Annotated in this window: 20 protein-coding genes; 11 read left to right on the top strand and 9 right to left on the bottom strand. The window is 38.2% G+C overall.

Annotated elements, in window-relative coordinates:
- Window positions 1–3 precede the first annotated feature (3 nt).
- Window positions 4–774, top strand: coding sequence for a class I SAM-dependent methyltransferase (locus HUU81_RS08945; RefSeq protein ID WP_199612004.1), 771 nt, complete (start codon window positions 4–6; stop codon window positions 772–774).
- A 64-nt stretch (window positions 775–838) separates the two neighbouring features.
- Here the strand turns inward: HUU81_RS08945 and pepE are convergent, their stop codons facing one another.
- Window positions 839–1,540: a dipeptidase PepE gene (gene pepE, locus HUU81_RS08940; protein WP_199608594.1), complete on the bottom strand. Its 702-nt coding sequence runs from the start codon at window positions 1,538–1,540 to the stop codon at window positions 839–841.
- Between the two features lie 157 nt (window positions 1,541–1,697).
- Between pepE and htpX the strand changes: the two genes are divergently transcribed.
- On the top strand, window positions 1,698–2,555 hold the full coding sequence (htpX, locus tag HUU81_RS08935) for a protease HtpX (RefSeq protein WP_199608593.1): 858 nt from the start codon (window positions 1,698–1,700) through the stop codon (window positions 2,553–2,555).
- A gap of 52 nt (window positions 2,556–2,607) precedes the next feature.
- Here the strand turns inward: htpX and HUU81_RS08930 are convergent, their stop codons facing one another.
- The 5 genes from HUU81_RS08930 to HUU81_RS08910 are packed head-to-tail and all read right to left on the bottom strand — an operon-like array spanning window position 2,608 to window position 7,968.
- Entirely contained in the window at window positions 2,608–4,692 is a 2,085-nt protein-coding gene (locus HUU81_RS08930; protein ID WP_199608592.1) for a transglutaminase family protein, read from the bottom strand.
- Window positions 4,686–5,636 carry a DUF58 domain-containing protein gene (locus HUU81_RS08925; RefSeq protein WP_199608591.1) on the bottom strand — a complete coding sequence of 317 codons (951 nt, stop codon included), beginning with the start codon at window positions 5,634–5,636 and terminating at the stop codon, window positions 4,686–4,688. Before HUU81_RS08925 ends, HUU81_RS08930 begins: the two co-directional genes overlap by 7 nt.
- A gap of 32 nt (window positions 5,637–5,668) precedes the next feature.
- Window positions 5,669–6,580 carry an AAA family ATPase gene (locus HUU81_RS08920; RefSeq protein WP_199608590.1) on the bottom strand — a complete coding sequence of 304 codons (912 nt, stop codon included), beginning with the start codon at window positions 6,578–6,580 and terminating at the stop codon, window positions 5,669–5,671.
- A 60-nt stretch (window positions 6,581–6,640) separates the two neighbouring features.
- Complete coding sequence (locus HUU81_RS08915; RefSeq protein WP_199608589.1) at window positions 6,641–7,042, bottom strand: response regulator; 402 nt, start codon at window positions 7,040–7,042, stop codon at window positions 6,641–6,643.
- A gap of 59 nt (window positions 7,043–7,101) precedes the next feature.
- A complete protein-coding gene (locus HUU81_RS08910; RefSeq protein WP_199608588.1) occupies window positions 7,102–7,968 on the bottom strand; it encodes a tetratricopeptide repeat protein in 867 nt (288 codons plus the stop codon).
- 80 nt (window positions 7,969–8,048) lie between these two features.
- Between HUU81_RS08910 and HUU81_RS08905 the strand changes: the two genes are divergently transcribed.
- The 4 genes from HUU81_RS08905 to HUU81_RS08890 all read left to right on the top strand — a co-directional run bounded on the left by HUU81_RS08905 (window position 8,049) and on the right by HUU81_RS08890 (window position 11,917).
- The gene (locus tag HUU81_RS08905) at window positions 8,049–8,525 is read left to right on the top strand and encodes a low molecular weight protein-tyrosine-phosphatase (RefSeq protein WP_199608587.1); all 477 of its coding nucleotides are present in this window, start codon (window positions 8,049–8,051) and stop codon (window positions 8,523–8,525) included.
- A gap of 127 nt (window positions 8,526–8,652) precedes the next feature.
- Entirely contained in the window at window positions 8,653–10,005 is a 1,353-nt protein-coding gene (locus HUU81_RS08900; protein ID WP_199608586.1) for a class II 3-deoxy-7-phosphoheptulonate synthase, read from the top strand.
- Window positions 10,006–10,080: 75 nt separating this feature from the next.
- Window positions 10,081–10,695 carry a hypothetical protein gene (locus tag HUU81_RS08895; protein WP_199608585.1) on the top strand — a complete coding sequence of 205 codons (615 nt, stop codon included), beginning with the start codon at window positions 10,081–10,083 and terminating at the stop codon, window positions 10,693–10,695.
- 127 nt (window positions 10,696–10,822) lie between these two features.
- Entirely contained in the window at window positions 10,823–11,917 is a 1,095-nt protein-coding gene (locus tag HUU81_RS08890; protein ID WP_267983412.1) for a serine hydrolase domain-containing protein, read from the top strand.
- Window positions 11,918–12,018: 101 nt separating this feature from the next.
- On the opposite strand, the gene HUU81_RS08885 is transcribed toward HUU81_RS08890, so the two are convergent.
- From HUU81_RS08885 to HUU81_RS08875, 3 genes are all read right to left on the bottom strand, one after another.
- Window positions 12,019–12,867, bottom strand: a complete 849-nt coding sequence (locus HUU81_RS08885) for a CvfB family protein (RefSeq protein ID WP_199608583.1) — start codon at window positions 12,865–12,867, stop codon at window positions 12,019–12,021.
- A gap of 77 nt (window positions 12,868–12,944) precedes the next feature.
- Window positions 12,945–14,279 carry a DEAD/DEAH box helicase gene (locus tag HUU81_RS08880; RefSeq protein ID WP_233520466.1) on the bottom strand — a complete coding sequence of 445 codons (1,335 nt, stop codon included), beginning with the start codon at window positions 14,277–14,279 and terminating at the stop codon, window positions 12,945–12,947.
- 141 nt (window positions 14,280–14,420) lie between these two features.
- Window positions 14,421–15,134, bottom strand: coding sequence for a hypothetical protein (locus HUU81_RS08875; protein ID WP_199608581.1), 714 nt, complete (start codon window positions 15,132–15,134; stop codon window positions 14,421–14,423).
- A gap of 679 nt (window positions 15,135–15,813) precedes the next feature.
- Between HUU81_RS08875 and HUU81_RS08870 the strand changes: the two genes are divergently transcribed.
- Genes HUU81_RS08870 through tssM form a run of 5 tightly spaced genes read left to right on the top strand, consistent with a single transcriptional unit; the run spans window position 15,814 to window position 22,599 of the window.
- The gene (locus HUU81_RS08870; protein WP_199608580.1) at window positions 15,814–16,296 is read left to right on the top strand and encodes a hypothetical protein; all 483 of its coding nucleotides are present in this window, start codon (window positions 15,814–15,816) and stop codon (window positions 16,294–16,296) included.
- Between the two features lie 28 nt (window positions 16,297–16,324).
- A complete protein-coding gene (gene tssJ / locus HUU81_RS08865; protein ID WP_199608579.1) occupies window positions 16,325–16,789 on the top strand; it encodes a type VI secretion system lipoprotein TssJ in 465 nt (154 codons plus the stop codon).
- A gap of 2 nt (window positions 16,790–16,791) precedes the next feature.
- Entirely contained in the window at window positions 16,792–18,132 is a 1,341-nt protein-coding gene (tssK, locus tag HUU81_RS08860) for a type VI secretion system baseplate subunit TssK (RefSeq protein ID WP_199608578.1), read from the top strand.
- 42 nt (window positions 18,133–18,174) lie between these two features.
- Complete coding sequence (gene icmH / locus HUU81_RS08855; RefSeq protein ID WP_199608577.1) at window positions 18,175–18,906, top strand: type IVB secretion system protein IcmH/DotU; 732 nt, start codon at window positions 18,175–18,177, stop codon at window positions 18,904–18,906.
- A complete protein-coding gene (gene tssM / locus HUU81_RS08850) occupies window positions 18,907–22,599 on the top strand; it encodes a type VI secretion system membrane subunit TssM (RefSeq protein ID WP_199608576.1) in 3,693 nt (1,230 codons plus the stop codon).
- The last annotated feature ends 6 nt before the right edge of the window (window positions 22,600–22,605 follow it).

The following is a 22,605-nucleotide window of genomic DNA, read 5'->3' as shown; positions in this document are numbered from 1 at the left end:
ATGATGGATTATTTAGCGGTAAATAAACAAACGTGGGATGAGCGTACAAAAATTCACGTTACTTCAGACTTTTATGACGTGGAAGGATTTATTTCAGGTAAAAGCTCGCTGAACGAGATTGAACTAACACTTATCGGTGACGTAAATGCTAAGTCTTTACTTCATTTACAGTGTCACTTCGGTTTAGATACCTTGTCATGGGCTCGTTTAGGAGCTAAGACAACGGGTGTAGACTTATCATCTGAAGCAATTGATAAAGCCACCAGCTTGGCATCAGACTTAAAGTTAGATGCCAACTTTGTATGTTCTGATGTTTTTCAATTCAATATGTCAGGTGACGCTAAGTACGACATTGTTTATACATCTTATGGGGTGTTATGCTGGTTACCAGATTTAACACGATGGGCTGAAACAATAAGTCGTTCACTTAAACAAGGTGGCAAATTTTATTTAGTGGAATTTCATCCAGTAATGGATTTGTTATCTGGTTACTCGTACTTTTCAAAAGACACGCCAGATATTGAAGAAGAGGCAACTTACACTGAAAATAGTGGTGACGAAGCGTTACCCATTGTTACATGGACACATACCATAAGCGAAGTTGTTAATGCATTGGTAAACGCGGGCATAGATATTGAGGCTGTTGATGAATACCCGTACAGTCCCTATGAATGTTATGAGGGGCTAGTGCAAGCTGAAAATGACATGTTTAAATTTATGCATAAAGGGCAGCTTGTACCGCTGACTTATTCTATTAAAGGCGTAAAGCGGTAAAAATCACACAGTAACATTTGCAATAGCCAATATTGCAAATGTTACTGTGTGATAGTAATCGAGTTTAATTCAGCAGACTTGAAAGGTCTGAATTTGCAGCGATAACTTCCTTACTTCCATTTCTAAAAAGATAAGCCTCTTTCGTACCAAGTAATTGTAATTTATCATTTTTTCTTAGTAACGCGGAACCTTCTTGGATCCCAATGATAGGAGTTTGATTTACCTGCATAAACTCTTCAAGGCGCATTTCGCGTGTTTCGCCGTTATGTCCGGGGGCTTGATAATCTGTGTAATGCGGATTAATTTGAAACGGCATCAACTGTAATGCATCGAACGACTTTGGCTCAATTATTGGCATATCGTTGGTCGTTTTGATACTTAATCCGGCAATGTTTGAGCCTGCACTCCAACCTATATATTTACAGCCGTTTTGCACTGCCTCTTGAAACGGATTGATTAGACCTTCTTGATAAAGTTCATGTAATAAATGAAATGTATTACCGCCACCTACTAATACAGCTTTAGCGTTTTTAATCGCATTTTTTTTATCTGTAAGAGTATGAATACTCGTTAACTTAATATTTAGTGGAGAAAGGGCATCGGCTACTTTTTTCGCGTAATCATCATAGCTAATAGTAACGCCTGCATAAGGAATAAATAAAATATCAGTAATGTCTTCAATACATTGTGAAATCATTGGCAGTGCATGCGTTAAATAACCAGTGTCACCTTCTCTTGATGCGCTTATTAATAAAGCATTAATCATTTTTATGTCCTAATCTATCTTTAACATCATCTACACAGTGTTTTTGTTCGTATAGATAGTAAATAATTTTTACAATTTACACGAAATCGCGCTATTGATATATAGCGACAAAGCCATATAACGTTATTAGATTAATTACTTGAGGTATACATAAACAATGAAACGCATCGTTTTATTTTTAGCTACAAACTTAGCAGTGATCGTTGTACTGAGTATCGTTATGTCATTGCTAGGCGTGAATACACAAACGACGGGTGGATTACTTGTGTTCGCTGCGATTTTTGGATTTGGCGGCGCATTTATTTCACTTATGATATCCAAATGGATGGCGAAAAAGTCGGTTGGCGCCATTGTAATCAATCAACCGTCGAGTGCTGACGAACAATGGTTAGTTGGTACCGTTGCACGACAAGCAAATGCTGCGGGCATAAAAATGCCAGAAGTTGCCGTATATCGTTCAGAAGATATGAACGCATTTGCGACAGGGCCAAGTAAAAATAACTCATTAGTTGCTGTTAGTACTGGTTTGTTAAACTCAATGAGTAAGGATGAAGTTGAAGCAGTATTAGCGCACGAGGTTTCGCATGTTGCAAATGGTGACATGGTAACGTTAACCCTCATCCAAGGTGTTGTGAATACATTCGTTATCTTTTTGGCTAGGCTTGTAGCAGGGGTAATCAATAACTTCGTCAGTTCAAATGATGAAGGTGAAGGGTTAGGTACTTTCGCTTACATGGGAGTCGTGATTGTACTTGAAATTATTTTTGGTATTTTAGCTAGTATCATCGTTATGTGGTTCTCTAGAAAGCGTGAATATGCTGCTGATGCAGGTGCAGCTCGTTTAGTTGGAGCTAACAAGATGGTTGCAGCATTAGAACGCCTTAAATATGGCAAAGAAAGCCAACTTGAAGGTAGTATGATGGCCTTTGGTATTGCCCCTAAAAAAGCATTCAGTGAGCTATTTTTATCACACCCACCGCTTGATAAGCGTATAGCTGCACTAAGATCGCATTAAACTCTCTCTTGTTTTAGGTGTTGGCCACAGGTCAACACCTTTTAGCGAAAAATCACTTCTTCATTTCAGTCTTTTTTTGTTGCCGCTTTAATACCTGAATTAGCCTTTTAACGCGACGTTGTGTACTAGCAGTTAAACGTACGTTTTTGTATAGAATGGAATTTATTATCCCTTTTAGCTCTAAGACTTGAGGTTTAGTGCAGGGATGAGCCAGTTCAACCGCTGCTAATAATTGATTAGGAGTAATGTTTAATTGGCTAACTAATAAGTCGGGAAATATTTTGCGAATATCTTCAATCCAAAGTTGCACAGGGCTTTGTTGACGGTTTGCAAAGAAAAAGCGAGAAAAAATAAAGCCAACAATAAGAACAACCGTTAATCCAATACCTACAAATATTGCACGTGCGATACTGCCTTTGTTATTGAATAACATTTCTAATAAATTATTCTGTGATTTAGCGTCAAAGCTTAAAATCCAACGAGACCAATAAAAGTCGACATTATTCATTGATATACGCAACCAATTTATGAAAGCGTATTGTCGATAATTAATAAGAGAAAATGAGTTACTAGCAATACTTGAAGATTCAGACGGCAATGCGTTTTGTAAGCTATTCAATATTCGCTCGGGCGCAACCATAGATGTTGGATCATAGCGTGTCCAACCTTTGCCGCGTATCCATATTTCTGCCCATGCATGTGCGTCAAACTGATAAACACTATAGTAATTTTGTGTTTGATTATATTCACCACCTAAATATCCAGTGACTAATCGTGACGGAATACCCGCCAATCTCATCATAAAAGTAAAGGCACTGGCGTAATGAGCACAGAAACCTGCCTTGGTTTCGAACATAAAGCCATCAATTTGATTGTTACCATAGGATACTAAAAGCGGTGGCTTTAGTGTGTACGCAAATGGCTTTTGCGAAAATAAATTCATTACGTGTTGTGCAAACTGTTCAGTATCTGGAGACTGTAGTCTTAATTCTTTAGTAAGCTCTCTTGTTTTAGGGTTAATAAATTTGGGCAAGGTTAGGTTTGCATGAACCTCTTCTGGTGTTAGCGAAAACTTATCAGGATGCTCATCAAATTGTTTAACATAGTACTGTATTTTTTGGGTAACTAATTCTTTATGCTCAACAGTACGTGAAGGCAAAGACAATATACTTGAATGCCTTGTGTACCCGCCATCGATTACCGGTAAAAATTTAGTAAAACTAGGCTCATAAGTGATTACATAATCTGCGTCTTCATTTGCAAAAGCAGGCATATTAATTAAAGATTGATTAGTTCTGAATGGCGCGATAGACCATCGTTTACCGTCATACCGTTCATGTATCATGGTGCGCCAATACAGATCTTGCGGTAAAGGAGATTGTTTAAGAAATTGTGCACGAAAAGCAAGTTTGCCTGAGCGTGTTAGTTCCGCAATACTGCCCATTTCTACTGTATCAGAAAGGCCTGTACTGGCATGTTGTTGATTCGGTAATTTCCATAGAGGAGCTAAGCGCGGGAAGCCTACAAATAGCAGGGCAGCAATAGGAAGGCCTAGTAACACTAGCTTCATAATTAGGGAGCTAGCTTCTTTAATGGTTAGCGCACGGCTGTTAATGCTTGCTAGCAAGATAAAATTACAAAACAACAGGGTAGCAATAACAATAAAATAGCCTATAGACTGATTAAATAAAAAACCAGTCGCAAGCAAAAACACATTTAATACTAAAACGATATTATGATCTTTACGCTGAGTAGCGCCTACAAACTTAAGCGTAGTAGCAACAAACAAAAGATTAACCATACTTGCCAGCATGCCTTTCTCGATGGCCTCAACAGCAATGAGAGCGGTTACGCTAAGGGCAAGTACGTTTTGTAGCCACTTTTGTAAAGGGTGATATAGTTGGTTTTCTTTATTACTGTTAATAGCCTTTGCTAACCAAGCTTGGCTTTGCCAAGTTAGCAGCAATAATACAACTGCAATTACCCACAGATATAAAGATGAAAATAGTGATAGCGTTATCAGAGCGAGCAGGGTAGCTATTTGAATGGGTAAGTGCTTAAAAATATGATGAATGTTGGCAGAACTATAGTCGCTAGTGCTGTTAGTTAGAAGCGGATTGCCTTTATTTGTTAGCATAATGCCAATGCCTCTAAACAATTCTGAGTGTGTTGTTGCCCTTTGTTCTGCTCAATTATTTGTTTCGGTAATTTGAGGCCAAACTCTACGTTTCCTTGCTGGGTAACCAAGTAACACAGTTGGCTTAGCCGTGCTTCTTTATCACCACTCATGGCGTTGTAATCTAACCAATGCTTTACACTAACCTGTTGTTCGAAAGTTTTAGAAACCCAACGATCATTGTATTTTGCTACATGTTTCCAACTTATGATATTGGGTGAATCTCCCTTTTGGTAATCGCGGATGCTCTCAAAATCTGTTTTTCCATGGAGAGAATGTTTGCTTTCATTCGTTGGCAAAGATGACCGCGTATTTAACGCTTCAACAGCATTTTTCGGACTAGGATAAATGATTAAATGAATGTCTAAGTCAACGTAGCTCCAGCAGGTAAATAAGTTGCACGGGAAGTTTGAGTAAACTTTAATTCTGGGTTGTTTATGTTTTCCTCGTGGCAAATGAGCAGTTGGAATTTGAACAACACAAGGATCCGTTAATTTATCTAGTGATACACTCGGTTGATTTTCAATTTTAAAGTGCAAACTGAATGCATTTTTTGACGTTTGTTGATTATCTTGCCCAAGTTTAATATGAATAAAACTGTTTGAGCCTGCATAAAATCGTTCTTGTTTGTGTTGTGAAAGTACGAGATCTTTTAAATTAAAGTAGGCGAATATCATTGCACTGATAAATAGCGATACCGAAATATAGCAAATTAATAAGATGAGGTTATTTTGATAATTTGTACCTGTTAAGAAAAGAATAAAGCATAGCACTAAAAAGCCTATTCCCATTTTACTAGGTAAAATAAAGATAGATCGGTTACTTAATTGAACACTTTTGGCTGTTGGAATGCGTTTACTAAGCCATTTATCACGATAATATTTATATGTTTTTGTATTTATCATTACTACAACGCCTTAACGTTTTTTAATAAACGTTATACACGAACAGGCACTGACTCGATCAGATACTTGCTATAGTTCGAATGTTGAGTAAATAGCTCAGTTTCAGCGCGCATTCTATGCTCACACACTGGGCCAAGCACTGTTTGAACATCGTCGTGCGTTACGTAATCTCTTCCATCTATTACCGCCCATGCTTTAGCACTGATAACTAAACTTTTACTTGCACGAGGAGATAAAGGGTTAGGTATTTCTGCTGAAGTACGCGATAACGTTACTAAATCAAGAATATAGTTAAGTACCACGTCACTTACCATAACCTCTTCAACTTGAGATTGTATTGCAGACAATTGTTCAGGTGATAGCACGGTTTCAATAATGCTTAACGGATTAATTGCACCTTTTAACATTGCAAGTTCAGCAGTGCGAGCAGGGTAATCAAGAGAGATGGTCATTAAAAACCTATCTAGCTGCGACTCTGGTAAAGGAAAAGTGCCTGATTGATGCAAGGGGTTTTGCGTAGCTATAACAAAAAATGGCGATGGTAATTGATGGGTTTGTCCATCAATAGAAACTTGCTTCTCTTCCATTGCTTCTAATAACGCGCTTTGCGTTTTAGGGCTCGCGCGGTTGATTTCATCACATAATAAAACTTGATTAAATACAGGGCCTTGGTGAAAGTCGAAGCTTTGTGTTTTTTGATTAAATGTAGATACTCCTATAATATCTGCGGGCAATAAGTCACTAGTAAACTGTGCGCGCTGGTAACTTAATCCAAGGCTATCTGCTAAGGCATGAGACAATGTGGTTTTACCCATTCCTGGTAAATCTTCAATAAGTAGGTGACCTTTCGCTAATAAACAAGCCAGTGCGAGCTTAACTTGATGTTCTTTACCTAATACGACTTTATTGATTTGCGTAATAACATTTCCAAGTAATGTATGCATGTATATACCTAGCTGAGACAGTTGAAAAAAACGCTATCATAACATAAGTAAATATAACAATTACTTATGAGTGGACATAGATTCTAACCGTTCAATTACATTCAATATTTTTTGTTCAGAAAGCGGTTTCACCAGAAAGCCTTTCGCACCCAGTTCCCATGCCTCTTTTACATTTTCTACAGAGTTATGGGCAGAGCACATAATCACATTTACCGAATACTGTTTTTTAGCAGCTTCAGCGTGAATGGTTTGTAATAGCGTGATGCCATTACTGTCTGGCAATTCTATATCTAAGAAAATCCAGTCGAATGGCTGGCTACAGAGTATTTGCATTGCTTCTTTAGCAGTTGAAGCGGTGTGTATATTAGTGTACCCGACAGAGCGCAATACGGTAGACAGAAATTCGGTAACGTCTGGTGTGTCTTCAATAATTAACAAGGGAGCTTCATGTTGATTAAACACGGTAAAGCCTTAATTTGATAGACAAGAATAACGTTGTAAGGAAGTAAGAGAGTGAAAGATTACACATGTGGGTGTAATTCATCTGCTTTAGCCTCACATTGTAAAAAAAACTCATAATTATTTGCACGAGCCGACTCAACTTTTTTCTGAGCTGGTTGAAAGCCGCAACGTGCTGAGCATATTAACCACGCTAAGCCAGTTTCTCTATTTTTTTCAACGCCTTCCCCCATAAAATAGGCTCGACCTAAGGCGCCCATGGCTTGAGCGTTACCTTGATTTGCAGCAGACTCGTATAAGGTAACAGCTTTCACAAATTCACTTGCTTCTCGTGCGGTCTTCGCTTGCAATAGAATTTCTTTAATTGATAGTGGTTCACTGGATATTTGGTGTAAACTGTTAGTATGAGTGTTGGATTCTGCTGTTGCATGTTCAACATGATTGTTATTGACAGGTATACTGGGCTCTGATTGTTCTAATGATACGCTGTGTATCTCACTAGATGTGTTGATGCCGTTTTCTAGTGAGGCATTTTCCGGTGAAATATCTTTAATCACACCAGCTAATTCAGCGTCATTTAATTTATCTTTAAGCGCTAAGATAATTGCATCGTAACGGGCATTTAGCTTATCGATAGTTTGGGATTGATTCATTATTTGATGCTGATAGAATTCGACCTGATTTTGCAGTAACTCAATCTTAGAATGATGAGATTGAGATAAGGCTTCAACATTATTTTGATGACTAGCCTCTAATGCCTTAAGAGTTTTGTCGTGTGTGTAAGAAAAGCGCTCAGTTTGTTCTTGCTGATACTTTTCAAATCGACCAAACAACTTATTAAAGCTGGCGTCGTAGCTGTCCTTTAGTCCTTCGAACCACGAGAACAGGTGCATGGGTACTTTAGGTTTATCGGGTCTATGTTGTGCCATGGTCTTTTTTAATTTTTATGTCTATATTTTAGCAATCAACTCTACTATTAAAGATAACATGTAAATAGGTAAATGAAACTATGAACAAGCCGAAAGTTCTATTTGTATGCATGGGAAACATTTGTCGTTCTCCAACAGCGCATGCAGTGTTTAGAAAATTAACTCGTGAACACAAAATAGATGTAGAAGTTGACTCAGCAGGAACAGAGGGGTATCACAAGGGAGCGCGCCCAGATGGACGTTCTGTTCAAGTTGGAATTGCACGAGGCTATACATTTGAAAAAATCAAATCAAGACCCGTTGAAAAGCGAGATTTAGATTACTTTGATTATATCTTAGCGATGGATCAATTTAACATTAAAGAATTACACAAAATTGCTTCTGAAGAGCACAAAGATAAGATTAAGCTTTTTCTGAATTTTTCAAATGAGTATGAAGAATTAGAAGTGCCAGATCCTTATTATGGTGGTGAAAAAGGGTTTGAGCGTGTGCTCGATTTAATTGAATCTGCAAGCAAAGGATTACTTGAGGAGCTGCAAAAGCAAGTAACACATTAAGGTTGTTATAGAAAAGAGCGAATAAATATAGCTTTTTTAATGCTTATGGTATTAAAGTCGTTGCAATGCGTGTAAATAAATTTTAGTGTCGACTTCTTATGTCATTTAATTATAGGAAAGTTAACACGTGAAACACTGGAGTCCTTTAAGTTGGAGAGATTATCCGATATTGCAGCAACCAAAATATCAAGACGAATCGGCATTACACCAAGTTGAAGAACAATTAACATCTTTTCCTCCTCTAGTGTTTGCTGAAGAAACGAGAGATTTATTTAAGCTACTAGGGGATGTTGCCAACGGCAACGCCTTTTTGTTGCAAGGAGGCGATTGTGCAGAAAGTTTTAATGATTTTTCAGCGACCAATATTCGAGATACATTCAAAGTTTTAATGCAAATGGCGGTGGTGCTAACATTTGGTGGCAAACAGCCCATCGTTAAAGTTGCACGCATGGCGGGACAGTTTGCCAAACCTCGTTCGGCGGACTTTGAAACGATTAATGGTATTGCATTACCAAGCTACCGTGGCGACATTGTTAATGCAATTGATTTTACCGCAGAAGCTAGAGAACCGCAGCCAGAACGCCTATTAAAAGCTTATCATCATGCCGCTGCAACCCTTAACTTGCTACGTGCCTTTGCGCAAGGTGGTTTGGCAGATTTGCATCAAGTTAACCGCTGGAATATGAGCTTTGTAGCCGCCAACCCATTAAAAGATCGTTATCAAATGCTTGCTTCAAAAATTGAAGAAGCACTTAAATTTATGGAAGTGTGTGGCATCACTTCTGAAAACTCACCAATGATCAAAGAAACACAGCTATTTACCTCGCATGAAGCATTGCTATTAAATTATGAACAAGCCTTAACGCGACGTGACCATTTAACTGGTGACTGGTACGACTGTTCAGCGCATATGTTGTGGATAGGAGAGCGAACAAGACAACTTGATCATGCCCACATCGAGTTTTTCAGAGGTATTAAAAATCCAATTGGGGTGAAAGTAGGGCCGACAATGGAGCCAGATGAGTTGATAAAACTCATTGATGCGCTTAACCCTGAAAATGAAGCGGGTAGGCTTACATTAATAACCCGTATGGGAGCTGACTTACTGGAACAAAATTTGCCTAAATTAGTACGTAAAGTGCAGGCTGAAGGTCGTAAAGTCGTTTGGAGCAGCGATCCAATGCATGGCAACACTGTGAAAGCGAGTAGTGGCTATAAAACACGTAACTTTGAAAGTATTCTAAGAGAAATCCGCCAATTTTTTGCTGTTCATAAAGCAGAAGGTAGTCATGCGGGTGGTATTCATTTAGAGATGACAGGCCAACACGTTACTGAATGTACTGGTGGTGCTTATGGATTATCTGATGAAGATTTGAGTACGCGCTATCGCACACAGTGCGATCCGCGCTTAAATGCCGATCAAGTGCTTGAAATGGCCTTCTTATTAGCTGACTCTATGAAAGACGCAGTTAAGGTGTAAATAATAAGAATAGGCTTAGTAATCGCACGAAAGCTAAGCCTAATTTTCTATGATTCAACTTTGTAGGACTTTAACATGCCAACAAAATATTTAATGCGATTTCCAGATGTTACAAGCAGTAGTGAAATTCAGTCACTGGCTCACTCAATAAGCGATGCGACGGGAATTGATAATAATATCTTGCTTGGTTTATTAAAATCGAATAAACCTCTATCGTTTAAAAATAGCGATAAAGCGTTAGCAGTTAAAAGAACATTGAGTGCTCAAGGTATCGACAGTGTGTTATCTAAAAAAACAGTAACAGCGACTAGTCAAACTACAAAACCTAACGGCACATCTGGCAGTGCAGCGCTTAATGATATAAGTGTGCTAAAAGAAGTATTATCATCGCAAAATGATTTTATTACAGAGCGCATTGGTGAAATATACGAAGAGATTCAGGTACTAAACGATAAAGTTGAACATTTAATCAGTTTGCAAAAAGACGGGAGTGTTGCGCTAGATCCTGATGAGACAAATGATTTAGAAATGGTAGATGATTTTTCAGATTTCGATATTGAAATTGAAGAAGAGCCAGAAAGCCATTCTATATTTTCGAACTGGGTGAACTATGTGCTTATTATTGCAATTGTTGCGATAACAGCATTATTGATTATTTACTATGATGAGTTATCTCAATTATCACTCTAGGCTCACTTGGAATAACTAAGCTACACCTGTCACGCTGCGATCAAAAAACGTTTAGATTGAACAAAATCCGACCTCGAAAGGTCACACGCCCTAGTCATAATGTCAATTTATTGAAGTAGTATTAACCATGCTGAAAAGAAAAAAACTCAATCAACTGCTTTCGCTCCCGTTTGTATTACTCTCTTTTTTATTAATAAGTTGTAGTCAACCCAAGATATCTACCCAATCAGATAATTCTTTTATAAAGATACAAAATAATCTTGATGAAAGCGTTCCTAAACTAATGCAGCAGTATCATGTGCCGGGTGTGGCAATTGCAATAGTTGATGCACATGGCGTGAAGTTAGCTTTAAATTACGGATACACGGATAACACCAAGTTATCACCTGTAACAGAAGCGACCATATTTGAAGCTGCGTCACTAGGAAAGCCAATATTCGCTCATGCAGTATTACAAGAGCACTCTTCCCACCTTGATAAGCCGCTTGTAAGCTATCTAAATAACCCTATTGTAGCTGGAGAGTTAGGACAATCGATAACCATACGCCATTTACTTAGTCACACTTCGGGCTTGGCATATTCTGAACATGAACAAAAGCGATATGTCGCTTATGAACCAGGCTCTCAGTGGCAATACTCGGGTCTTGGTTATTCTGTAATGCAACAAGCCGTAGAGCAATTATCTGGCACACCTTTGGAAGATGCAGAAGATAAAGTGCTTAGTGTTAATCTTGGGATGGAAGATACCTCCTACTTACCACCGCGTAAACCATCTAACATGTTAGCTAAAGGGCACGATCGCAGGGGTAATATGTTGAAAACCACGCCATGGCGCAATGCAAATGCAGGTTCTTCTTTACATACTAATACTAAAGATTATGGACGTTTTCTAAGTCGGATGCTTGCTAATTTTCAGTCAGAAAATATAACCAAAGTATTTGAAGTTATGACCGTACCTCATATTGAAGTGGATACAAATATCGATTTGCATTGGGGGCTAGGGTGGGCTGTGGCATATAATGATAGCAAGCATCTGTTTTTACATTGGGGTTCAAATCCTGGATATAAATCGCTAGCTATAGGTTCGGCAAAGCAAGATCTCGCCATGGTTGTATTAACAAATAGTGATAACGGCTTGGAACTCGCAGGAAAGTTAGTTCCCATCGTATTTGAAAAAACTTACCCATTTCTTCAATTTTATATGCTTCACCCAGATGACTAATGGTTATTTATCATTGCTAAGATGAACAACCTTCAAAGACATACGCGAAACTGATGTCGGCAGCGCTTTGAATAATAACGATGCCGATATCTTTCATTTACTTACTGGGTTGAACGTATACCGTCGCTTTCAATGGTAATACGCTCTTCTTTATATAAGCGTCCTATCGCTTGCTTAAAGTTCTTTTTGCTCATTCTAAAAATCTTATTAATCAATTCAGGTGAGCTTTTATCATTTAATGCCATAAAACCGCCTTCTTTTGTTAAGCGGTCAAAAATTTGCTCAGCAAGCGGATCTATTCGTGCGTATCCTGGTTTTGTTAAACATAAATCAATTTTATTATCATCACGTTGTTGTTTAATAAAGCCTTTCATTTTTTGGCTTGGAAAAATAGGACTAAAAATTTCGTTGTTAAACAAAGTGCCTAAATGTTTACCATTGATTGCAGCGTTATATCCAAAGTCTGACTTATCAAGTATCAATAGCTCAACTTCTTGCCCAGTTTTATAATTTGCATCTACGTTTGATAAATGCCTTCTGACTCTAGATGTAGCAACAATTCTGCCACTTGCTTTATCTAAATAAAGATAGACAAGGTAGGTATGGTCGGGTTGCATTTTTGGACGTTGTTCAGCGAATGGTACTAATAAGTCTTTCGGTAAACCCCAGTCTAAAAACGCACCTACGTTGGTAACAGCTTTAACGTTTAACATTGCAATTTCACCAACTTGTGCAATTGGCTTTTCAAGTGTTGCTACAGGTTGGTCGCTATTATCTAGATAGATAAATACATCGATATGCATATCGACTGCTAAATTATCAATCGCGTTCTGGTCTGGAAGCTCTGAAAACTCGATGGGTAAATAACCGAAATTTTCACCATCAACAAAAAAGTGATCATCCTTTATGTCTATGATCACCAGTGAATTTGTTTTTCCTAAGTTGGCCATTTATTTACCTAAAATATCATTATATATGTAAAGCGTTTTGTGCTTTTCAATATGTGTTTAAAGTTTGTGTGTAAAGGTTATTGTTTCTTTTTCCGCATTGGCGTAAAGCCTTCATCTTGCGCAAAGTCAGGCAAAACAACCTTCTTAGGCTTTCTTGGCACCTTTGTTTTGTTTTGCTGATGAGACTTTTTATCAGCTACCTTTTTCTTGCTAGCCTCTTTGGCTTTGGTTGGCTTGTTTGGTTGACGCTTGCTAGGTTTTGGTCCTGCAAACGTTGCAGCTAATCCTTCTACAGTTGAGAATGAATCGCTGATATTTAAATAGCTTTTAACACGTGTATAACTTTGCCAATCTTTAGGGCCAACGAATGAGATAGCAAAACCACTGAAGCCTGCACGACCTGTTCGGCCTATTCGATGAACATACTCTTCTGCGTGTTTTGGCATATCAAAGTTAATTACATGGCTTACATTTAATAAATCTAATCCACGAGACGCAACATCGGTGGTAATTAATACTTCAAATTGCCCACGGCTAAAGTTGTCCATCATTTCAAGCCGCTTACTTTGCGGAAGATCACCACTTAAGCCTTCAGCTTTTATATTCTCTTTTTGTAATGTTACAGCTAGACGGTCAGTGTCTTTTCTTGTTGCTGTAAACACAATAATTTGCTTTGTATCATCTTGATTGACGAAATATTTTAGTAACGACTCTTTGTGCTCAACATGATCAGCTAAATAGAAAGATTGAGAAATATCAGAATGTTGTTCTGTTTCAGAGCCAACAGTTATGCGTTGTGGCGAATTTAAGATACTTTTAGAAAGCAGGTTTATATCTGCATGCTCAAGGGTGGCAGAAAACATTAATGTTTGACGCTGGCGGTGATCAGCTGCGCCATTGATGGCGTTTAATGCATCAGTAAATCCAAGGTCTAGCATTCGGTCTGCTTCATCAAGAATTAATAGCTCTAAACCATTCAGATAAAATGAACGTTTTTCTAAATGATCTGCCAGTCTTCCCGGTGTAGCAACAATAACTTGTGGATCTTTACGTAATGCTTTTACTTGGTCGTTGTAATTATCACCACCCAATACTTTTGCCGTTTTTATCATGGTACCAGCAACTAGCATTTTTAATTGAGCGTATACCTGATTAGCCAGTTCTCGAGTGGGTGTTAACACAAGCACTCTTGGATCTCGTTTGCTTAATGCTTTTTTGGTCAAGACACGTTGAATTGCAGGTAGTAAAAACGCAAGCGTTTTGCCTGAACCTGTTTTTGAAGACGCCATTACGTCACGGCCTGCATTCGCATGTGGAATTGCTTGTAACTGTATTGGAGTAGGTGCTTCAAAACCTTGGTGTTGTAATGCGGTTTGAAGCTGCTTGTGTAGTGTGAGTTGTTCGAACGACAAAAAAGAAATGCCTCTGTAAAAATACTTAGGCATATTATACGTGGATAATGAGAATGATGTGATGTTATTTTTAAATTAAATAGCTAAGATTTGTTTATAATCACTAGAATATCAGCCAAAAATAGATTTAAGCTAACACAATTAAAATTTATAACTAATTCCCACCCATAATTGGCGTAATTTTTTTGCTCCATCAGCATATTTAATTGCTTTTTTATTAAATGAGCTGCGACCACTGATGATTAAATTAAAGTCTTTGTTTATTTTGTAATAAATATTCCCACCAATTAACCATAAACCTTTATATGTCTTTTCATTTTCTTCTACGGTTGAATAATTATCGAAAATTGGTGGTTCGGTAGAGGCTGAAATGTAGCTGCCACTCATACTAAACGCCCAATCATCTAGCCCACCATATAATGATATTTTAGAGCGAGTGATTTGATTGTCGTTAATATTTACCTGATTCGTTGAAACAGTGAATGGCAAATTACTCACATCGGTTAAAAAGTAATTATGCGCTTTGCTGTTATTGTGTATTGGCTCAGAAGCTGGCTCCAGTTCAAGATGATAAATATCGAACAATGTTGCATCTGGCTGTAACAGAGAGTTACTTGCTAAATGGAAGCTGTCATGTTGAATACCTTCAAGCTCGTGCACCCTGTTTATATCTATGGCTGGAGGGGTGATATGCTGAGTGTAATTATTAAACGCTAATTTAACACTTGAAGCACTGGCATCAAGATAGTTTGAGCCGCCTGCTTTTGCTTTACCAAAACAGGGTAGGGCAAAAAGCAAAGACGCTGCAATAGCTGGGGTCTTAGACTTTCGTAATGTCTTCAGTAAATACTTCATTTAGTTACCTCTCACTTGTTCCTAAACGATTCATAGCGTTAAAACTGCCCAAAGGTGCTTCTAGCATATATTCTTTGCTATCTATTTTAGACTATGCAGGCAGTTGAAGTTGTTATCATCATTCGTTTAGCTTGACGGAGTTAAAACGACTCGCTCCTAAGTGGTGAATATAAATTAGCCTTTATTGACTATTTATGCACCATGTTTTTTATATTAATTTCTTCTTAATACTTTATAAGTCTTGTTGTATAAAATATAAGCAACATTAACTATCTGATTTAATTTTCAAATTTATTCATCCATAAACAGAAAGATAATGTGAAGGGCTGCTTGAAATGAGTCGAGCACTTAGTCTTTACAAAACATGTTAAAAATCTAGATGCTTATTCGAGCATCATCGGATTAAAGTTTTGTTATATATGTTTTCAAAAATTAACCAAATTAAAAATTAGTACATTTCACGATAAATATTCATAACTTTATATTTTTATTCTATTAATTTTTTTACAGAGTAAGTAATAGCTATATTTTTGTAGAAATATTGTTAATTTGTATTTGACATGATTTTCAAAATGCATATCATGCTCTAAAAAAGTTAACAGCATGTTCTATGATGCTGCTGTTTTGCATTTATTTCGTAATGAAAGGGAAGCTGTAATAAGAAATGGAAATAGCACTTATGTCAGAAAGTGAAGAATCAAGCAGTACCTCATTCACTGAATGTGAGTCTTCAACAAATAACGAAAAGAATTATAAAAGACAATTAATCAACTCTCTGTGGACGCAAACCCGTTTAGTTGCATCAGTACTTGATCAAGTAGGTATTCCTTACCACAGAGTATTACATGCAACTTCACTTGATATGTTTTTACGTTTAATTAATACAGATATTGCTGTGTGTTACAACTCTAGCGACCTATCAAGTGAGCATGTTGAACAGCTTAACCAAGATCTTCTTCGTATTTATTCGTCAATAATTTCATCAATGGACAAAATCGTCACTCATTCTGTAGAAGAAGAAAAAAAGTTAAAAAATGAAGCGTCATTAAAAGAGCGCTTATTGTTTTCAACACCAAGTTTACATACCTCTGCTCAGCTGCGATTTAATCGAGTTATTGGGCCTGTATTAGAACAAAAATTACTGAATAAAGTAGATACATAACCACCCCACAAATATGGAAGTAACTAAAATGAAATTTTTGAAGATAATCTCAATCGCAATGTTTGCAATATTGATGACTGCGTGTACCTCAACACAGGTTAAATTAGAGGTGGCTGCAACGGATAACTTGAATATGAACCGTTTTGATGAAGCCCTTCCAGTGGTGCTTCGTGTATATCAACTATCCGATATACAAAGTTTTAAAACGGCAACTTTTGAAGAGCTTTGGAAATCAGACAAGTCAGTACTCGCAAATAGCTTAATTACTGTTGAAGAAAGAACAGTCAATCCATCTGAAAAATTAACGATTAAATTTGAGCAAGCTGAAACAGCAAAGTACGTAGGGGTATTTGCGTTATTCAGAGACCGTTCTGATGACAATTGGCGAGTATTCCATGATTTGAACTCTGGCACGTTAAAGCTATCTACTTCACTTGAAGTGTTATTAACAAGCAACTCTGTAAAGCTGCCAAATGTTAAAGAAGTCGATTAGCCATGAGTTTTATAGAGTCAAGAAAACCAGTATGGGCCGAAGGGGTGTTGCTAGGACAGCAACATTTTCAGGTTTATGACAGTTATAACGAACAGCAGCATGCAAAGCGGCAATCGTACTTTCAGTCATTTGCTTATGGCTTTGAATCAATTAGTTTAGATATGCCTGCCTTGTCGCGAGGCATTGTTAACGTATTAAATACCGCGTTTGTACTAAAAAACGGTAGGTTAATTGAATATTCACGTCAACAAACTAATGAACTAAAACTTGAAATTCCTAGTGATAGAACTTCCGTTACGATTTTTATCGGTATTGCTTCTAATAACTCGGTTGGGGAAATAGAGGGATACGGAAATAACGGACAACTTACAGCTTATAAAGCAGAGTACATTGAGGTTGCTGACCTGCACGACCCTTCGCGCAGTAGAGAAGTGTTAGTATCAAACCCCAATTTAGTATTACTAACAGATCAAGATCAAAAGTCGTACTTTGACACATTGCCATTAGTACGATTAATTCGAGGCGATGACGGCGATTTTGTTATCGACGACGCTTTTATTCCTCCTTTATTAAATATTAATAGCTCTAAATATTTGCAGCAGCTACTCAATCGAACATGCAATTTGGTTAACGCTAAAGCTAATGTGCTGTTAAACAGAAGGCAGAGCTTTGGCTCAGTCACAGACTTTGGTCCAAACGAATTAAATAGCTTTTTACTACTAAGTAGCTTGTTACCGGGAGCTAAACAGCTCGAGCACATAAAGTCTCTTGCTTTAGTACATCCAGAGCGTTTGTACTGTGAATTGCTGAACTTATTAAGCCGAATTTCTATATTTGAGCACAGTGAGCTTATGTCGAATATTCCGCAGTATCAGCATGATAACTTGTCGGATGTATTTGCTAGCTTTGATCTGATTTTCAATCAAATGCTTGAAGGTGTTGTGCCTAAACGTATGTCTGGCCTTAAGTTAGAGCGTCTTTCAGACTCGATATACCAGGTACAAACCATTGATTCGAGCATGTTTGAAAGAAATGATTTCTATCTTGCGGTATTTATTGAGTCGTCAGACAGTAAATGGATAGAAACCTTTCCAGAGCAAGTAAAAATTGGCTCAGCCGAGAATCTTGAGTTGATAGTGTCATCAGCTCTGAACGGGGTTCAACTGACGCACTGTCAAAGACCGCCAAATAAACTAGCTGTAAAAAGTGGATATGAGTACTTCAGAATAGAGTCGTATGGCGACTTTTGGCATCAAATAGTGGAAGAGCAGAGCATGGGCGTGTTTATTCCATTTAGTATGCAGAGTGCAAGTATTGAGCTAGTCACCGTAGATAAGCATTAGTCCTTAAATTTAAATTAAATACTGAACGTCAAAAGGGCATTCATGGATTCTTCAGATAAAAAACAAGATTTATTAGCGTGTATAGGACCAGTACTACACGCTTTATTGCCGCTCAAACTAAACCATGCAGTAGAACAGTTGGATATGGGCTATCGAGATAAAATCATCGACTGCTTCGATCAATTCGAAAAAAACTGTTATGAACACCAAATTACAACCTCACAGATGCAAGAAGCAAAGTTTGCGCTTACAGCAACGTGTGATGAATTAGTTATGAGTTCAGGTGCAAATTTCAGAATGGACTGGATGGCAAGACCGCTGCAATTAGAGTTTTATGGTAATAACCGTGCTGGTGAAGAATTTTTTGAACGTTTAGACAAATTACGTGTGGGCGGTGAAAGTAGATTAGCGGTATTAGAGGTTTACTATGTCTGTTTACAGTTAGGCTTTGAAGGTACTTATAAACTTAAAGGCATCGAGCAATTAAAAGCACTAATTGTGGACGTTCGTGCACAACTTGAAGATGCCAACGGTGCTCCTTCATTAGTTCTTTCTGAAGATGGCGTGCCTAGCGAAGGTTTTGTTATGAAAGTTGGACGAAATTTACCTTATTGGGTGATATTCAGCATTGGTCTTAGCATCATTATGTTTCTCTTTATGGGTTTCCATTTTGTCATTACAAAAGATGCAAAAGAAAGTAATCAATACATGGATAAGCAAATTGAAGTGCTATCACAACTTGATCACGTTGGCGCAGTAAAGGAGAGCAAGTAAATGCAACGTCGTATGAATACAAGTGGGTTAGTTCACTTTTTATTAGGCCTTGTTTCTTCACGAGCAACTGGTCAATTTATCGGGTTCATTGCAGTTCTTAGCATTGTTTGGTTTGCTGGCCAAATAGTAGGGCTTCATACAGTCAATCAAAAATTAATCGCAATGGCTGCCGTATTTGGCGCTTTTATTTTGTACCTTGTAGCGAGATGGTTCTGGACAAAGCGTTCGGGCGATCGATTAGTGGCAGAGTTAGCAGGGCATAATGCAAGTTCTCAAGCTGAAATCGACGAAATTCAAACTAAAATGCAAGATGTGCTGCAATCACTTAAAACATCGCATTTAGGAGCTGGATACCGTGGTAACGCCGCGTTATATGCACTACCGTGGTATATGATAATTGGCCCTTCAGCAACAGGGAAAAGTACATTATTTGCTAACTCTGGCTTGCATTTTCCTTACTCAAATTCGAATGAACTACATATCCAAGGTTTCGGTGGAACACGAAACTGTGACTGGTGGTTTTCAGATCAGGCCGTGCTTATAGACACTGCCGGCAGGTACACAACGGAATCTGCTGATAATAAAGAGTGGCTATCATTCTTAGGTTTATTGAAAAAATATCGTCCAAAACTTCCTATTAACGGCATTATGGTGTCAATCAGTGTTGCTGATGTCTTAACGAGTGACAGCGAAGATATTAGACAACATGTCAAAGTTATTAGAGAGCGTATACAAGAACTCATTGATCACCTTGGAGTTATCTTTCCAGTTTATGTGGTGTTTACTAAAAGTGATTTGATTAGCGGTTTTGAACCCTTCTTTGCAGACTTGTCTGAGAAAGAACGTGATCAGGTTTGGGGTACATACCTGCTAGATGACAGTGAAGATCAGAGCCAAGATCCTGCTGAACTGTTCGAGCTGCGAATGGAAGACTTATACGATAGACTTTGTGAGCAGCGACTAGGAAAAATGGCGCGTGAAAGAAATATTCATCGTAAGTCATTAATTTTCGACTTTCCAAATCAATTTAAGTCGGCTTCTACTAAATTAACAGAATTTGTTAATTTACTCTTCAAACAAAATCCATATCAAGAAGTGCCTTGGTTTTCAGGTATTTACTTTACATCTGGCACACAGGAAGGTACGCCAGTAGAGAGAATAGTTTCGGGTGTTCAAGAGCAGTTTTGCTCGGTTGAACTAGAGCAGAAGCAAGAAACCATTACCAAAAGCTACTTCATCAATAGTGTATTTAATGATGTGCTATTTAAGTTACAAGATTTAACTCGTGGCAATCGACGCCAAAGAAAAATTCAAAGATGGCTTAAAGGTTTAGCCGTATCAGCAACATTAGCCTCAATTGCTGGAACAACAGCGCTATTAATGACATCACTGACCAGTAACCAAGTATTAATAAGTGACGGTGAAAGTAGGGTAGAAGCATTAGTAGAAGCGCGTTTAAATAGCAGCAGTACCGCCGATACACTTGAGCAAACGATAGCACTATTTGAACATTATCAAGTATTAGAGCAGTACGAAGACGACTTACCATGGCATTTTATATTTGGTATTTATGAAGGTGATGAAACATTAGATAAGATGCGTGAACTGACACTTCATCAAATAGAAAAAATATTATCTGCGCCAATTGAAAATATGGTACTTAATCAGTTAGCGGATATGAGCAATAAGTGGTCGATAGCGTCAGACATGGAAGCACGTAATGCTCTACGTTCAGAATACTACAATACGTTGAAGCTTCACTTGATGTTAGCGAAACACCCAGAAAAACTAGATAAAGAGTTTGCGCAATCTGAAATTGTTTCTCGCTGGATGCACTCGCTACGCATTGACAAAAATGACGAGTCTACAAAAGAGCTTCAAGTAAAACTCAACAAAATGGTATCAATGTTCTTAAATGAGCTAGGCACAGATATTGAGAAACCGGGTGCCATCGCATTCTGGGAGCTAGCAGAAGATAGCGTATCAGTTGCCAGACTGTCTTTAGATACTCAGCCTGAACCAGATCCGCTTTATCAGCAAATTATTTCAAGTAAAAGTGCTAAACAGCGAGCGCTATCGCTTTCAAGATTACTTAGCCCTGCAAACCGTAAACTACTTGAAAGTAGCCGTACTGTTCCTTACGCGTATACCAAAAAAGGCTGGGAAGATTACGTTTACCCAGAAATTCAACGTGTTGTAACACTTGCAAGTTCAGGTGACTGGATCATGGGAACAGCGAATGAGCACGGTGAAAACTTAGTTGATAAAGCTAAAGCAGATGCATTAGCAAGGGCAATAAGAGCGCTTTATTTTAAAGATTATGCAAATACTTGGTTAGATTTTTTAAACGGAATTAAATCTAGAAAGTTTAATGGACTAGCTGATGCCAGTGTTTCATTGGCGCGATTGTCATCATTAGAGGGACCATTCTCTGAGCTGATGACAAAGGTGAATGACAATATCGTATTACGAGATACACCGAAAAAAGCCAAAGAAGTTGCCCAGCACGCTGAAAAAGCAGCCAAAGCAGCTGAAAAATTAACTAAAAAAGTTAATTTAGAAGTGGCAGAAACCCTAATCAAGCGTGTGCCAGAGTTAGAAAACCGCTTAGCAGATTTACGCCGCTTTACGCATATTTCAGATAAAGGGCAGAATTCTGATTTTCTACAGCAATATATAAGAACCTTAAGTACAGTTCATTCTGATCTTAAAACACTAGCTGGCAGTAATGAGCCAGACGCTCAAGCAATGGAGTTTGCTCAAGCACTACTGTTGGGTGAAGACAGCCAGAATTCGTTGCAATCATCTTGGATTATCGTTGAAAGCCAGTTGCGTGCACTAGAGCCTATGACTAAGAAAGCCTTAGAAGGCCTGTTTAAAAGTCCACTTGAGTCTAGTTTCAAGGCAATTGCTGATGTTGCAAAAAGACAGTTAAATGAAGAGTGGAATAACCAAGTTTATAGTCTGTATGCGCAGGGCATACAAGGCAAATTCCCGTTCCAGCGCAGTGGTGCGGATGCTGCAATTGCAGATGTAGCAGAGCTGCTTAATCGTCGTTCAGGCTTATTATGGAATTTTGTTGAAATACAGCTAAAGCCCTTTTTGAAAATTAGAAAAGGTCGTTGGGAAGAGCGCACTTGGAATGGCATGGGTATTGGTTTTAGCAAAGACATGTTATCTGGTTTAGATAAAGCGCAGCGTGTTTCTCGCTCATTATTCCCAAAAGATGGCGAAAACACCGAATTTAAATTTCAAGCACTTCCTATTGCTCAACGCGGTGTCCGCGAAACCTATATTGGTTTTAGTGAACAGAGCTACCGTTATCGAAATGAACCCGAAGAATGGCGCCGTTTTACATGGCCAGGTAAAGGTTCAGCTGAAGTGGCAAGAGTATACGGTATAGATAGTGCTGGTCGCCGGGTAAGTGTAGAGCGATCAGGCCCATGGGCGCTATTAAGGCTACTAAATGATGCTTCTATTAAGTGGCAAAAAGGCACTGAATATAGCGCAGAATGGCAGTTTAAAGCTGAAAACAAAGACCGACGTGTTCCTTTAACGGTTAAGTTTAATCTTAAATCTGGACGTAACAGTGGCATCTTCAGTCGTAGTACAATGACGACATTTAAGCTTCCGCAAAGCTTGTTTGATGACACTGTACAGGTAGCCACACTTGATGCCGATAATCGTCAGTAATTGGGG

Source organism: Flocculibacter collagenilyticus (genome assembly GCF_016469335.1).
GTDB classification, from domain to species: domain Bacteria; phylum Pseudomonadota; class Gammaproteobacteria; order Enterobacterales; family Alteromonadaceae; genus Flocculibacter; species Flocculibacter collagenilyticus.
This window is presented reverse-complemented; position numbering and strand designations above follow the sequence as displayed.

Excerpts from the sequence above, each read along its gene's own strand:
- HUU81_RS08945 (WP_199612004.1), top strand. The coding sequence starts at position 4 with ATGGATTATTTAGCGGTAAATAAACAAACGTGGGATGAGCGTACAAAA.
- pepE (WP_199608594.1), bottom strand. The coding sequence starts at position 1,540 with ATGATTAATGCTTTATTAATAAGCGCATCAAGAGAAGGTGACACTGGT.
- htpX (WP_199608593.1), top strand. The coding sequence starts at position 1,698 with ATGAAACGCATCGTTTTATTTTTAGCTACAAACTTAGCAGTGATCGTT.
- HUU81_RS08930 (WP_199608592.1), bottom strand. The coding sequence starts at position 4,692 with ATGCTAACAAATAAAGGCAATCCGCTTCTAACTAACAGCACTAGCGAC.
- HUU81_RS08925 (WP_199608591.1), bottom strand. The coding sequence starts at position 5,636 with ATGATAAATACAAAAACATATAAATATTATCGTGATAAATGGCTTAGT.
- HUU81_RS08920 (WP_199608590.1), bottom strand. The coding sequence starts at position 6,580 with ATGCATACATTACTTGGAAATGTTATTACGCAAATCAATAAAGTCGTA.
- HUU81_RS08910 (WP_199608588.1), bottom strand. The coding sequence starts at position 7,968 with ATGGCACAACATAGACCCGATAAACCTAAAGTACCCATGCACCTGTTC.
- HUU81_RS08905 (WP_199608587.1), top strand. The coding sequence starts at position 8,049 with ATGAACAAGCCGAAAGTTCTATTTGTATGCATGGGAAACATTTGTCGT.
- HUU81_RS08895 (WP_199608585.1), top strand. The coding sequence starts at position 10,081 with ATGCCAACAAAATATTTAATGCGATTTCCAGATGTTACAAGCAGTAGT.
- HUU81_RS08890 (WP_267983412.1), top strand. The coding sequence starts at position 10,823 with ATGCTGAAAAGAAAAAAACTCAATCAACTGCTTTCGCTCCCGTTTGTA.
- HUU81_RS08885 (WP_199608583.1), bottom strand. The coding sequence starts at position 12,867 with ATGGCCAACTTAGGAAAAACAAATTCACTGGTGATCATAGACATAAAG.
- HUU81_RS08875 (WP_199608581.1), bottom strand. The coding sequence starts at position 15,134 with ATGAAGTATTTACTGAAGACATTACGAAAGTCTAAGACCCCAGCTATT.
- HUU81_RS08870 (WP_199608580.1), top strand. The coding sequence starts at position 15,814 with ATGTCAGAAAGTGAAGAATCAAGCAGTACCTCATTCACTGAATGTGAG.
- tssJ (WP_199608579.1), top strand. The coding sequence starts at position 16,325 with ATGAAATTTTTGAAGATAATCTCAATCGCAATGTTTGCAATATTGATG.
- tssK (WP_199608578.1), top strand. The coding sequence starts at position 16,792 with ATGAGTTTTATAGAGTCAAGAAAACCAGTATGGGCCGAAGGGGTGTTG.
- icmH (WP_199608577.1), top strand. The coding sequence starts at position 18,175 with ATGGATTCTTCAGATAAAAAACAAGATTTATTAGCGTGTATAGGACCA.
- tssM (WP_199608576.1), top strand. The coding sequence starts at position 18,907 with ATGCAACGTCGTATGAATACAAGTGGGTTAGTTCACTTTTTATTAGGC.